Genomic DNA, 12,829 nt, shown 5'->3' with positions numbered 1-12,829 from the left:
GAGTACTATAGCATTCCGTTTAGTCTTGGTGAGCTATTGTCATAGACAGCACAAAGAAACCACTTCTTTAAAAGGTTTAATCCTATTTTAAGAGTGGTTTCTTTGTGTGTGCTACAACCTCAGAAACAACCGTTCCCCGCTAACCTGTATATATCTGTACATCCCGGCGCAGACCGCTGCCATAATAACACCGTAGCCCAGCAAGATGAGATTTCCATTCACCGAACGAAGCAGCATGAACAGCGCGGCCGGAACAACCAGACTGATGAACCCCAGAATCATCGATACCAGCACCGCTGCGCTCTGCTTGATCGCTGTTACCTCACTTGTCCAGTCCAGCTTAGGCAGCTTCAGGTTCACAATAACGCCCAGCATGGCAGAATAACAAGCGTAGATCACCGGGATCACAAGCATTAATATACTTTCCATCCATCCGGTCCGCAGTGTATAGATAAGCAGCACCCAGCTCACGGCAATGACCGGTAGCGTAATGGTGAGATTCACAGCTACTTTGCTGAGTATAATGGCGGGTTTAGAGACGGGCGAGCTTTGTAAAATCCACAAATGATTCCCTTCAAGCGAAATCGAACTCGCCGTAGTGCAGCTCAGAACCACAAATAAAGAAACCACAAGCGGACTCAGCGTGCTCAAATACTCCGATAGTTGCGGAATGTCGAGCACGACCCCAAGCTTCTCTGAGCTGACGAACAATAAGGAAACCGACATAACCAGCAATAGAACCATACCGATGCCTGTGTTCAGCACATAATTGGCTGAGCTGAAATAGCGGCGCAGCTCTTTGAGATACAACGCCTTAAAAGCAGAATTCGCCTGCAGCGGCTTCATGGTATATTTGCTGCCTGAGCGGCTGGTCATAAGGCCTGTATGAATGGCTTTGTACCGGGTTGCCAGCACGGCGGAGAAGAGTACAAATGCAAGGACAGACAGGGCAATGAAGAAGATCAGTGAACTTACTTGGTACGAGCAGACCGCATCGACATACACGGACGCCAGGGGATACAGCTTAAAGATCGCATCACCCAGCCCTGCCCCCATATCAGCAAGCTCCTGCTGGTCTCCATCCAGATTAAATGAACCCAGCATGAAGAGAATAAGGACGGCGAAAGTGAACACTACACTAATCATCTTGCTTGCTCTAAATCTCGAAGACACCCAGCTGATGAGTGCGCCAATGATCGTTGCCGCTATAATCGGCAGCAAGGTGATGAACAAGAGCGTTATTAGAAAGAACAGATAAAACAGCACTCCCGGATTCACTTGTATCGCATACACCGCACCCGCAGGCAGCATAACCAGCAGTGTAAAAAACAGATTCATCACATACAGCTGAAGCACACGGCTCGCCACCACATGACTCGTCTTCACTGGCAGCGACATGATCATATCATAATCCTTATAGCTGAATAATACCCCGCTTGCCTTATAGACCGTGGTGAAGAACCCGACAATCGAGGTAACGGCCATCATAATCGCCAGCAGCAGATCCATCCGCCCCAGCTCTTCAAATGCCATCGCCATCATGAAGCTGTAGCTGAAGGAGAACGCCCCAATCATAAGCACACCGGCCATAATCGTTATGCTGAGCAGCAGCGCCTTGCGTCTCTCTGCAGGGTCTTTCGTATGCAGCGCTTTATTCAGGCCGAAGGTGGACATCAGCTGCAGCTTCGTCAATCTCCAGATATTAATCATTGTCGATCAGCTCCATGAATACTTCCTCAAGGCTGTTCTTGCCCTTCACCTCTTCAGTGCTGCCATGAGCAATGAGCTGGCCTGCCTTAATGATCGCGATCTTATTACAAATCTTCTCTGCCGTATCCAGCACATGCGTCGAGAAGAAGATCGCCCCGCCGCTGCTGCATAGCTCAGCCATGATGGTTTTCAGCGTATGCGCAGCTTTGGGATCCAGGCCTACAAAAGGTTCATCCAGCACCAACAGCTTCGGCTCATGAATAAGCGCAGAGATAATTGCAAGCTTCTGCTTCATCCCGTGAGAATACGAGGAGATCATATCACCCAGATTGGCCGTAAGCTGAAAGGCATCGCTATATTTTTGAATAAGCCGTTCACGGTTGGCCTTGGATACTCGAAATAGATCGCCGATGAAATTCAAATACTGGATGCCCGTAAGATGATCGTACAGATCGGGGTTATCCGGAATATAGGCAATATTCGCCTTGCAGGCTACCGGATCTTTTTTAATGGAGATTCCATCAATTTCTATTTCCCCTTCTTCAAAATCAAGAACACCTACTACAGCGCGGATGGTCGTTGTTTTGCCCGCCCCGTTGTGTCCGATGAAGCCATAGATATCGCCCCGTTCGACCACTAAGCTTAAGTCATCTACCGCCTTCTTCCCGCCCTTATAGCTCTTCGTAAAATGTTTAATCGTCAGCATGTTCTCTCACCTCTTCATTGGTGTCTGCAAATAAATATAATACGTACAGCCCTCCCTAATCGTTCATTTGCGATCACTAAATCCCGATCTCCCGCATTTTCACCGTAATCATCTCCACCCGGCCCTCTATGTCCTTGCCGCTATATTTCGGCAGACGCATCTCGCTGACGATTCTGCCGTCACACATGAACATAATCCGCTCCGTCCTCGCAGCAATCGTTGCATCATGAGTGACCAGCATGACCGCAGTACCTTCCGCGTTAATTTCTGACAGCAGGTTCATTATGCCCTGAGCCGCTGCCTGGTTAAGCGCACCGGTCGGCTCGTCAGCAAAAATAATGCCCGGGCTGCTCATCAATGCGCGGCATATCCCTGCACGCTGAAGCTGCCCTCCCGAGGCCTGCGTAATATCCCGCTTCGCCAGCTCCGCGATTCCCACCTTCTGCATAAGCTGTCTTGCTTTCTCTGTAATCCCTGCTGCGTTGCGCCTGTTGTCACGCATGGACGGAAGGATAATATTATCCAGGATGTTCAAGTTCTTCATTAATGTCGGCTGCTGAAACACAAAGCCCATTCCCGTTCTGCGCAGGTCAGCAAGCTCATTCTCCGCAAGTGTCCCCAGATCCCTGCCGTCAAAAGTAACCCGTCCGCCGTCAATCCGCTCCATTCCGCTCAGCGCAAACATCAGAGTAGACTTGCCTGAGCCCGAAGGTCCCATAACCGACACGAACTCCCCTTCTTTAATTTCGATAGACACTCCGCCCAGAACATTACGCTTGTCATCACCGGTGCCGTAATGTTTGGTTATATTTATACCGGTAATCATCTTCTTCATCTCCATAACCTACTCCTTAATATTCCCGGATATTTGAATTCGCCCTGTTCCTGCTGTACCGGTAATCGTGGCGATCAGCACTGAGCCTGCCATCATCAGCGGGCATAACACATACGCCGAAAGCGGATTGATTACGAACTTGAACGATGAAGCTCCAAACGAGGAAATCAGCACCCCCGCAAGTACCTGCCCGAGCGTGTTTGCCAGCAGTGTGCCGAGAACCATCCCGATAAGCAGCACGAATACCGAACGTGAGAAATACTGTACAGTCAGATCCGAATTTGTAAACCCGAGTGACTTCATGACGGCAATGGAATGCCGGTCCTTGGCCACAAGCATCCGCATAAACAACAGCGTTATCAGTACATTGATGAACAGCATCACGGCAATGGCTACCCGGGAGGCCTTACCGACTGAGCTGATGGTAGCGCCGAAGGTCTGTGTAACATATTCATCAATGCCCGACACCTTCGCATAATTGAAGCGGTCCGCATATTCGGTTACCTTGCTGCCGGTTAGCGACGGATCTGCAAGCTCCGCATAAATAACGGACCACATAACCTCAGCCGATCTCGTAGTGAACACCGCTTTGGCTGTTTTCCCGCCATTGGTCACATCCGAATAAATGCCGCTTACCGTGAGCTCCCTGGCCTCCCCGTCGATCATCAAGCTAAGAGCATCTCCGGTCTTTTTACCCAGTTCATCCGCATTCACAGCGGAGAGGGCAATTTCATGCTCCGCAGCCGGTCTGTTTCCCTGGGAATAAGCCACCGGGAAGATCGAATGATCGCCAAGCTCAACCTTTAACCGTTCCTCCGATCCATCCTCCAGCTTTACCTTGAGAGCCTGCGTTGTCAGCACTGCATAGCGGGAGATGGCTGCATCCTGCTCCATAGCCTGTGCAATCTCTGCCGCCTTCCCGGCAATATTACCGGTCTGCTGAATATCCAGGCGCAGATCACTGTCCCCGATTCCCATGTAGGTGATGAAGCTTTTGGAGGCAATCGTGTTGTAGAGGTTCTGGGGAACAATCATAATAAATGCAGAGATCACGAGTACAGCGAGCATTGTGCCGTATAGACTTTTCCTCGACAGGACATCCTTGACGCCTAGAAAAACATTCGTATTCAGCAGCCGGTTCCCGCTCAGATTGAAACGCTTCGAGCCCGCCGGTTGTTCCTGGGAAGTACCGAAGCGGATGGCTTCTGCGGGGGAAATCTTCCGGAAGCGTGTAAGCACCCTATTCACATAAGCGGTAACCGCAAGGAATACAAGCAGAACACCAATGCCCCCGCAGCCTAAGGCAAGCGCAGAGTTCTCACTCTCCCCCATGTATAACCTGATATTCTCAAGCAGCAGACCTCTGAATACGAACGAAAGCGCGAATCCGAGAATACTGCCCAGCGCCGCCACACCTGCGTATTTCGCAAGATAGATTTTCTTCAGGTCAGATACACGTAATCCGATGGCTTTCATCACACCGATCTCGCGGTAATCACTTTCTATGGTTGCTAGGAGCGTAAAGCGTATACACATAAATGCAATAACAACCACCAGCACGCTTGCCAGGAGGATGACCGCAATCATGAGTCCGTCGGATATGGCATTAAGCATTTTGAATAGCGGATAGGTTAGGGTCGGTCCGTTGGCTTCAAGACCAGCTGCAGTGTAATCTGATTCAAATGCGCCAAGCATGGACAAGTCCTTGAGTCTGAACTCAATCAGATATTCTGTGCTTCCTGAATCCTTAATTTCTGCATAATCATGCTCGCTGACGAGGAATCTCTTGGACGAGGCAAGCAGCGAATTCATCTGTGAATCACGCAAAAAACCTGCTACAGTGAGAGTCTTGCCGGCCACTGCGAGCGAACTCCCAACCTTTGCTGAGCCGTCCTTCATATAGGTAACCGGAACATAGACCTCACCGTCGGCTGCCGTTATCACGTTCCCGTCCAGGTCCAGCAGATAATCAAATTTCCCGCTTTGCGTGCTGAAGCCGTTATCCTGAACGCTGTCCGCAAGCGATTGGCCGTCAATCACAATCCTCGTACCTTCAACATTGAGGAAATCGAGCACCTGAAATTCGTCAACCTTGCTGTTCTGCTCGGCAAAGGCGGTAAACCGCGGCTTATCCAGTTCACCGGAATGCATCTGCATGAAATGCGGTGTACCGGCCTGCTTCATGAGCGTATCAATGGCCCCGGACAGATTGACGACCAGAATTGCTGACAGAGAAACCAGCATTGCTGCGGCAGCCACAAATATCATCGTGGTCAGGGTAATCCCCTTGCTTTTGAGAATATCATTCCGGATTATTCGGTAGTACATATGTCACCTCTGTTCTCAAGGCTTCTAATTGATTTCAAATGATAAATGATGAGCGAGGCTAAGCTTAACAGCAGCCCTGCGATAATAATAAGCAGTCCCATGCCCCGTCCGCTGCCTGTGCCGATGACCTTCCCCACACTGCCTGCAAGCACTCCGCCTGTAACCAGCAATGGAGTGAACACATAATCAGCCAGCACACCGGATAGCGTATAAGCGGCGACAAACCCCAGTTGTGACACCAGTCCAATCAGTGACCAGGCTCTTCCCTGAACGGAATTATCGATGTTGGTGCGAACCAGATAATCCAGGGCTGTGTTCGTGAATGGCAGCATGGCAAAAAAGAGAAATCCTGAAATGCCAAGCAGCACAATATTCTCACGGAGTCCGAAAGCCGCCATACTTATTCCCGAGCAAAAGAGCGACACTGACAGGATTTTGACAAAACCCTTCTTCATCGGCAGCATTCCTATGATCACACTCGACACAAGCATCCCCGAAGCAATAATAGTCTCAAGCGTCCCTAATACCGCACTGTCCGAAAAAGTCAGGATCATCGGCATGGACAGGGTCTCAATGAAACCAATAAAAAATGTCATTACAGAGGTCATAACCACAAGCACGAGCACGCCCCGGTTACCGGAAACAGCTCTCCAGCCGTCTTTGAATTCACGGATAAAGGGTTGTGCCTGCCCGGAGCTCTTCGGGGAAAGACCGCTGCGTACAGCAAGTGTTACAGCAACAGTTACGAAAAATGTGCAGATGTCGATGACCAGCAGCAGCTTCACATCTGAAACAACGAGCAGAAATCCGGCGATGACAGGCGAAATCAGATATTTGGCCGAACCGGCCACCTGAACAAAACCGCTAGCCTTCGTGTATTGCTCCTCGCTGAGCAGATCCGTAACCGTAGCCTTGTAAGCCGGATCAAGCAGCGAGGAGAACGCCGAGCTAATAGTCACTCCTATACAAATCTGCCACAGCTGCGCTTCTCCGTTCAGTAAACAGATTAGAATGAAAATAAGTCCTGTTGCGGAAAGACTGTCGCCCAGTACCATCAGCAGCCTGCGGTCATAGCGGTCCGCCAGCACCCCCGCTAGCGGACTCAACAGCAGCGAAGGCATAAACGCCAGCAAAGTTACCAGTGCCATGGCGGATGCCTGACCGGTCTGCTGAAAAATATAAATCCCCAGCCCGAACGAGGTAAGCCCGCTTCCTATTGCTGAAATCAGCTGCCCTGACCAGAGCAGCAGAAATTTACTGAACCCTTTGCCGGATCTATTCGCCGTCTTCATCTCTGGCTTCCTCTCCGTTACCGAACATCTGCATTACGCTCATCAGACTTCCGCTTTCGGCCCCGAGCAGCCTTTCTACATTCGAAATAAACGCCAGTACCCGTGACATGCGTACCTCATCCGTCATTTCAACCATGTCATCATCAAAAATCGTGTTCGCATAGATCACAACCATTTCCATACATTCATAGGGGTACTGGGTGTTGAATATTCCCTGCTCAATGCCTTCGCAGATAATCGGTGTCAGGATCGGCGGAACACCGCTGATGATCGCTTTTTGAATCTTCTGATGCATAAGCGCGTTCTGCGGCTTGTGAATATGCTCCATGATTTCCGTGCTGCTTCCGTTTCCGCCGCTAATGTTCAATGCCATAACCACGCGGAGAATCCGGTCAATGACAGGTATGCTCTTGTCAGCGGCAATGTGCTGCGCAGCCCCCAGAATATTGGCATTCGTCCGTTCAATCAGCGCATCCATAATATCCTCCTTGGACTTGAAGTGATAATATAGCGTCCCCCGTGCAATCCCGACCTTGCCCAGAATATCGCCCGTGCTGGTTCCGTCAAAGCCCTTCTGGCCGAAAAGCTCTTCCGCTGCGTCAAGAATTTCATTTCTGCGTATTTCGGCTTCTTTTACAATTCTCATAGTTTAGTTCTCCTTAAGTTGTACCGACCGACTGTCTGTCGGTAATTGATTATAGAATAACATGCTTTTGCAGAGCTGTCGCGTTAAAAATGTTACAAACAGGAAAAAAGGGCGCAGCTCCGGCGCCCTTCTTCTTGCAAATATAGCGGGAATCACATTTTAATTAAAACTTCAGGCTGTTTAGATGAATGGATGAGGGATATAAAGTTCTTCCAGGCTTGTGATTTCTTCAGGTGTCAATTGAACAGACAATGCCGAAACCGAATCTTCAAGCTGGCCGATCCTGGTAGACCCGATGACCGGAGCTGTAACCTCCTCCTTATGCAGCAGCCAGGCAAGCGCAATCTGTGCGCGCGGAAGCCCACGGTTCGCAGCAACCTCAGCAACTCTCTGGGCAACCTTGCGGTCCGCTTCCTCCGTTCCGGTGAACATCGCCTTGGCTATCTGGTCTTTCTCTGATCGTTCAGTGAGCTGATCCCAATCCCGGGTTAACCGGCCCGCAGCCAGAGGCAGATAAGGTGTGATCCCTACCCCCTGATCTTTACATAGCGGGAGCATTTCCCTTTCTTCTTCCCGGTAGAGCAGGTTAAGTCTGTTCTCCATAGCAATAAACCTTGTCCAGCCGTTTCGCTCTGCGGTGGACTGCGCCTTCGCAAACTGCCATGCCAGCATGGAGGATGCTCCAAGGTACCTAACCTTGCCAGCCTTTACTAAGTCATGGAGAGCCTCCATCGTCTCCTCAATCGGCGTATTCGGATCATAGCGATGAATCTGATACAGGTCAATGTAGTCTGTTCCAAGCCGTCGTAGACTGTTATCAATTTCGGTCATTATGGTTTTACGGGAAAGCCCCATAGCATTCGGACCCTTACGCATTGGGACGAAGACCTTCGTGGCAATCACAGCTTCGTCCCGGCGGACAAAATCCTTTATGGCCCTTCCGAGAATCTCTTCACTGGTACCATCGGAATACATATTAGCAGTACTGAAAAAATTAATGCCTAATTCGATTGCTCTTTTAATAATCGGTCTGCTGTTCTCTTCATTCAACGACCACGGGGTATTGCCGCGTTCAGGTACCCCGAAGCTCATGGTTCCAAGACTTAACTTCGATACATCCAAGCCGCTTCGTCCAAGCTTCACATATTCCATTGAATAGTCACACTCCTATATGTTTATGAATCTTTAGGTTGACGTATCAACCAACAAACATACAATAGCATCTTGTGGTTGATACGTCAACCGTGCTATGATCCTTCTATGGACAAAATGAGCGAATTAAACGAAGATGAAATGCAATTATGGAATATGTGGAAAGGCTCCTTCAAACGTATCTTCGGCCGGGTTGTGAAAGAGATGTCTGAGCATACCGGGCTATCCGAGGGCGATTTCGGAGTATTAGACCGGTTAGTACAATTCGGGGAGGGCAAGCTTCGCCAACAGGAGCTGGCTGACTCTATGGACTGGGATAAAAGCCGGTTATCCCATCATCTGACGCGGATGGAGAAACGGGGTCTCGTACTAAGAAAACCGCTGGACACAGACCGGGGTGTACAAATCATCATTACTTCTGCCGGCCGATCCGCCCTGGAGGCAGCCCTTCCTGTAGTCTCCAAGGCAATACGCAGGCATTTCCTGAGTCAGTTAACCGATCAGGACATGGAGTCGATTGCTTCACTGGCGGAGAGAACGAAAGCACCTTGACTGCTTAAGATACGGCTGCCGCAATACATCATTACGGGTAATTCACGGGAAATTCCAGGCCCACCCCCTCGCGGGCTGGCCTCTTCTCTATGCGCATTGTCTATATGCGGAGTCACCTTGGAATGAATAGCTTCATGAATGTCACGTACACCGGATTAACCATAAGACCTGCCGGGTTTACGGAATATCTCTTCCCCGTGTCCAACCTCCGGATTCGTTCCATTTCCTCCCGATTCAGTGCAAAGTCATAAATTTCGCTATTCTCTTGGATCCTCTGCGGATTGGACGACTTAGGTATAACAATACTCCCCCGCTCCAGATGCCAGCGCAAAATGACCTGCGCAACCGACTTGCGGTGAGCATGAGCGATGGCTGTCAGCTCCGGATGCTCCAGCAGCACCTTGCTTCCCTGCCCGAGCGGCCCCCACGCCTCATGAAGAATCCGGTTCTGAACCATATAGTCATACAATTCGTTCTGTTGGAACTCCGGATGAGTTTCGATCTGATTCACCATCGGCAGGATCCGGGCGTTCTTCTTGAGCTGCTCCAGATGCCGGATACCGAAATTGGCAACACCTATGACTTTGATCCTGCCTTCATCGTACAGCTCCTCCATCGCCTTCCAGGCCTCAACATAATGAGGGCCTGCGAAATGTATCAGATACATATCGAGATACGTTACGTTCAGCTTCCGGCAAGTCTGCTCGAACGCCTTTCTCGTCGCATGATACCCAAGATCCGTCGTCCAGGCTTTGGAGGTAATGAAGAACTCCTCACGGTCAATGCCGCTGTGCAGGATGACCCGGCCCAGTGCCGCTTCATTACCGTATATTTTCGCTGTATCGAAATGGCGGTACCCGCTCCGGATAGCATTCTCTACCGTCTGCTCAAAGGCTTCCCCATTCTTGATCTTATACAGGCCAAACCCCAGTTGGGGAATGTTTACTCCGTTCACCGCTTGAACTGTCTGATTCATTGACGGTCCCCTCCCTTCCTCTTCCGGATTACGGCTCCGATGATTACCTGTCACATTGTGCAAGGGCCTTCTCCAATTCGCTTACTAAGCTTTTCAACAACATCAGCTTGCTTCCGGTGTCCAGACGATAATAGTTACGTGTTCCTACTTTCCGGACGCTAATAATCTGTGCCTCTTTCAGGATTTTCAGATGATGCGAAACGGCCGGACGGGATAAGTGGGTTTCCACCCTTATCTCACCTACACGCATACCGGGATTCTGCGGCCCTTGAAGCAAGGCCATCAGGATGGCCTGCCGGGTCTCATCTCCGACCGCGTTAAGCACCTTGAGCGAGTTCCTAAATTCGGTGGCAAGAGCCGCCACAAGTTCCTGGTCTACGGAAATCATCCCTTTTCATTTAATCGTTTATTTCTTTGGACGGAAATAAGATACCACAAATTCCACCCCGGCTGCATTTCGGGAAAGAAATTCAAGAACCTTTCTTTCCCATAACAGGAAGCAAGTCCGTTACTTTACATTAGCTTGGCCAACCGCCTGATCTCATCACTTAACCTTGGATTGACCGGATACACCTCTTCCAAGAAATCCAGAATGCATAGTGCCGATTCGGGCACATGATCGTATCCCTGAATCATCCCGCCGATAATCTCTGCAAAACGGGGGTATCTCTTCTCCAGCCGTCTTTCATTTCCAAACGGGTCGGGATAATAATCAACCTCGTCCTCCAGCAGATGGAGTACAGACAGAATCCTGTCAATAGCATATCCCTGAATAAACCGCGTAGCGGATAGACGCTCACCTCTTGCATAACGTCCGAGGCCTACGTATAGATTGGTTAAGGCTTCGTTCAAAGGAAAGTCCAGGGAATCCTCCTTCGGAGAAGGGAGGGGTCTTAAAGGTCTGGCGATTGCCGTATTGGCATACAGGGGGTTCTTCCATATCACCCGGCCCTCCGTGTAAGCGGCGTCCGCCAGCTCCGATTCCTCGAATACAGCATATTCCGCGAAAATCCCATCCTCGAACAACACCTTATATCCAAGGTCCGAATTCTTGAAAGCATAGGCAAGAGGCTGTATGGCTTCGAGCCAATCCAACCGGTCGATATATCTCCGGGTCACTCCCGGCTTCACAATAACGAAGAAATCCAAATCTGAGTACTCATCCATCCGTGCCGTCTCGACCCCAACGGAACCAACACCTAATAATAATAGAGCATCGCCCGTACGCTCCAGTGACTTGCCGATTTCGTCCAGCCGCTGCAGCAGCAATTCTGTTCTCCGCATATGAATCCTCCTCTGGTCCGCCAATGCAAAAAGGGCCCAACCCCACTTCTCAGCGAGGTTGAACCCTTAGGTTACATTGCCTTTATTAATCTACCGTAAAGTTATCATGTTTGAATTGTTGCTGTCAAGATATAAGCGCGCACCAGCAATTTGACAAAAGAAGTTTCATCTCTTATGTTGAAATGAGAGTAAAGGGGGATGTCCATTGGCGCTCGAACAGAGTGAGAACAGCATTACTAAGACAGTTATACATACAATCTCTTCTGTAGCGGAAGCTATTGCATTATTATCAAGTTATACCGAGGCTGACCAGCATTCCTATGCACAGCATGAGCATGAGCTGTTGCATCAAGCGTTATCTGCTGAGGCCATTGCCTTTATTACTAACTGGAGAATAAGCAGCCGTTGGGATTTCATGTACCTGTATGAGTTTTTTATTCCGTTTCCCCATTTCAATGATATGGCTTTATTCCTGGATGAAATTTCCGGGCTGTCTGACGAGTCTTATCTATTCTATATTTTTGGCGGGGAAGTGCCACAGCAGCAGATTGCTGAAGCTTTGCTCCATCCGGATACAACTGCTGATTTTGGCCTTAATCCGGCCTCCATGTTTGGCGATAAGCCGGAATTTATAAAGGTCATGTTCACTGATATAAAGCCGATTCGTGTATCCATCAATCTCTTGCTGCAGGAGATAACAACCTCGGCTGTCTTTCAGGAGCACCTGAACACTAAGCAAGGTTTATATGAAGCTGCCATCCAAGAAGCCCAGGCTTTCGGGCTGGAGCCGCTTCACTTGGCGCAAAAGCTGATGGAAAAATCGTTTCGCAGAGTCAGTAACTATCAGACGTTCTACTTCATCCCTTCCTATTTCCTGACTCCCCGTCATATCCGGATATTCGATAATCATACCTGCATCGTCATTTATGGCTGTTATAACACTCCATTGAATACCCTGGAGCGGAGCCTGGAGCTGGAGAAGCAGCTGAAGGCATTATCCGACCGTAACCGCATTATGATTCTGCGAATTCTGCATCAGCATAAGGAGTACGGGGCAAGGCTTGCGAACACACTCGATTTAACGACTGCGACAATCTCGCATCATTTGGAAATATTGAAGCAAGCCGGTCTGATCGTTGAGGAGAAGGTTGGCAACATTAAATATTTCGAGCTTGATCATTCCAGGTTCAACAGGCTGCTGCAAGAGCTGAGTTCATTTGTGCAAATGGAATAGCTGTAAATTAGACGATCACCCGTTAACCGGGTGGTCGTTTTTCATTTCATCATAAAAAATGTACTTGCCTAAAATAGAAATGGGATGGTATTTTAATATTAGACGTTTATCTTA

General features: G+C 49.4%; 12 protein-coding genes. 2 read left to right on the top strand and 10 right to left on the bottom strand.

The genetic code is table 11. The annotated features are described in order from the left end of the window. Positions 1–111: 111 nt before the first annotated feature. From P40081_RS13315 to P40081_RS13285, 7 genes are all read right to left on the bottom strand, one after another. Positions 112–1,710: a hypothetical protein gene (locus P40081_RS13315; RefSeq protein WP_042136031.1), complete on the bottom strand. Its 1,599-nt coding sequence runs from the start codon at positions 1,708–1,710 to the stop codon at positions 112–114. Continuing rightward, the gene (locus P40081_RS13310; RefSeq protein ID WP_039308926.1) at positions 1,703–2,416 is read right to left on the bottom strand and encodes an ABC transporter ATP-binding protein; all 714 of its coding nucleotides are present in this window, start codon (positions 2,414–2,416) and stop codon (positions 1,703–1,705) included. Before P40081_RS13310 ends, P40081_RS13315 begins: the two co-directional genes overlap by 8 nt. A gap of 76 nt (positions 2,417–2,492) precedes the next feature. Then, complete coding sequence (locus tag P40081_RS13305) at positions 2,493–3,251, bottom strand: ABC transporter ATP-binding protein (RefSeq protein WP_197074392.1); 759 nt, start codon at positions 3,249–3,251, stop codon at positions 2,493–2,495. 9 nt (positions 3,252–3,260) lie between these two features. Then, the gene (locus P40081_RS13300; protein WP_042136027.1) at positions 3,261–5,579 is read right to left on the bottom strand and encodes an ABC transporter permease; all 2,319 of its coding nucleotides are present in this window, start codon (positions 5,577–5,579) and stop codon (positions 3,261–3,263) included. After that, positions 5,564–6,871 carry an MFS transporter gene (locus tag P40081_RS13295; protein WP_042136026.1) on the bottom strand — a complete coding sequence of 436 codons (1,308 nt, stop codon included), beginning with the start codon at positions 6,869–6,871 and terminating at the stop codon, positions 5,564–5,566. Before P40081_RS13295 ends, P40081_RS13300 begins: the two co-directional genes overlap by 16 nt. Then, complete coding sequence (locus tag P40081_RS13290; protein ID WP_042136024.1) at positions 6,855–7,517, bottom strand: TetR/AcrR family transcriptional regulator; 663 nt, start codon at positions 7,515–7,517, stop codon at positions 6,855–6,857. Before P40081_RS13290 ends, P40081_RS13295 begins: the two co-directional genes overlap by 17 nt. Positions 7,518–7,697: 180 nt before the next feature. Next, positions 7,698–8,669: an aldo/keto reductase gene (locus P40081_RS13285; RefSeq protein ID WP_042136022.1), complete on the bottom strand. Its 972-nt coding sequence runs from the start codon at positions 8,667–8,669 to the stop codon at positions 7,698–7,700. Between the two features lie 108 nt (positions 8,670–8,777). Here P40081_RS13285 and P40081_RS13280 point away from each other — a divergent pair, with 108 nt between their 5' ends. Continuing rightward, positions 8,778–9,221 (top strand): MarR family winged helix-turn-helix transcriptional regulator, encoded by a 444-nt coding sequence (locus tag P40081_RS13280; protein ID WP_042136020.1) that lies wholly within the window; start codon positions 8,778–8,780, stop codon positions 9,219–9,221. Positions 9,222–9,333: 112 nt separating this feature from the next. On the opposite strand, the gene P40081_RS13275 is transcribed toward P40081_RS13280, so the two are convergent. The 3 genes from P40081_RS13275 to P40081_RS13265 form a co-directional block, all read right to left on the bottom strand. Further along, complete coding sequence (locus P40081_RS13275) at positions 9,334–10,197, bottom strand: aldo/keto reductase (RefSeq protein WP_042136018.1); 864 nt, start codon at positions 10,195–10,197, stop codon at positions 9,334–9,336. 43 nt (positions 10,198–10,240) lie between these two features. Next, on the bottom strand, positions 10,241–10,585 hold the full coding sequence (locus tag P40081_RS13270) for an ArsR/SmtB family transcription factor (RefSeq protein ID WP_042136016.1): 345 nt from the start codon (positions 10,583–10,585) through the stop codon (positions 10,241–10,243). A 125-nt stretch (positions 10,586–10,710) separates the two neighbouring features. Continuing rightward, the gene (locus P40081_RS13265; RefSeq protein ID WP_042136014.1) at positions 10,711–11,481 is read right to left on the bottom strand and encodes a hypothetical protein; all 771 of its coding nucleotides are present in this window, start codon (positions 11,479–11,481) and stop codon (positions 10,711–10,713) included. A gap of 205 nt (positions 11,482–11,686) precedes the next feature. On the opposite strand from P40081_RS13265, the gene P40081_RS37535 reads away from it, so the two are divergent. Continuing rightward, positions 11,687–12,715: an ArsR/SmtB family transcription factor gene (locus P40081_RS37535; RefSeq protein ID WP_052421809.1), complete on the top strand. Its 1,029-nt coding sequence runs from the start codon at positions 11,687–11,689 to the stop codon at positions 12,713–12,715. Positions 12,716–12,829: the final 114 nt, after the last annotated feature.

This window comes from Paenibacillus sp. FSL P4-0081 (assembly GCF_000758565.1).
Lineage (GTDB): Bacteria > Bacillota > Bacilli > Paenibacillales > Paenibacillaceae > Paenibacillus_AQ > Paenibacillus_AQ phytohabitans.
The sequence above is the reverse complement of the archived record's forward strand: the minus strand, read 5'-3'. Positions and strand labels throughout refer to the sequence as shown.

Bases quoted from the DNA above. Each gene is read 5' to 3' on its own strand.
- P40081_RS13315 (WP_042136031.1), bottom strand. From the start codon at position 1,710: ATGATTAATATCTGGAGATTGACGAAGCTGCAGCTGATGTCCACCTTC.
- P40081_RS13310 (WP_039308926.1), bottom strand. From the start codon at position 2,416: ATGCTGACGATTAAACATTTTACGAAGAGCTATAAGGGCGGGAAGAAG.
- P40081_RS13305 (WP_197074392.1), bottom strand. From the start codon at position 3,251: ATGAAGAAGATGATTACCGGTATAAATATAACCAAACATTACGGCACC.
- P40081_RS13300 (WP_042136027.1), bottom strand. From the start codon at position 5,579: ATGTACTACCGAATAATCCGGAATGATATTCTCAAAAGCAAGGGGATT.
- P40081_RS13295 (WP_042136026.1), bottom strand. From the start codon at position 6,871: ATGAAGACGGCGAATAGATCCGGCAAAGGGTTCAGTAAATTTCTGCTG.
- P40081_RS13290 (WP_042136024.1), bottom strand. From the start codon at position 7,517: ATGAGAATTGTAAAAGAAGCCGAAATACGCAGAAATGAAATTCTTGAC.
- P40081_RS13285 (WP_042136022.1), bottom strand. From the start codon at position 8,669: ATGGAATATGTGAAGCTTGGACGAAGCGGCTTGGATGTATCGAAGTTA.
- P40081_RS13280 (WP_042136020.1), top strand. From the start codon at position 8,778: ATGGACAAAATGAGCGAATTAAACGAAGATGAAATGCAATTATGGAAT.
- P40081_RS13275 (WP_042136018.1), bottom strand. From the start codon at position 10,197: ATGAATCAGACAGTTCAAGCGGTGAACGGAGTAAACATTCCCCAACTG.
- P40081_RS13270 (WP_042136016.1), bottom strand. From the start codon at position 10,585: ATGATTTCCGTAGACCAGGAACTTGTGGCGGCTCTTGCCACCGAATTT.
- P40081_RS13265 (WP_042136014.1), bottom strand. From the start codon at position 11,481: ATGCGGAGAACAGAATTGCTGCTGCAGCGGCTGGACGAAATCGGCAAG.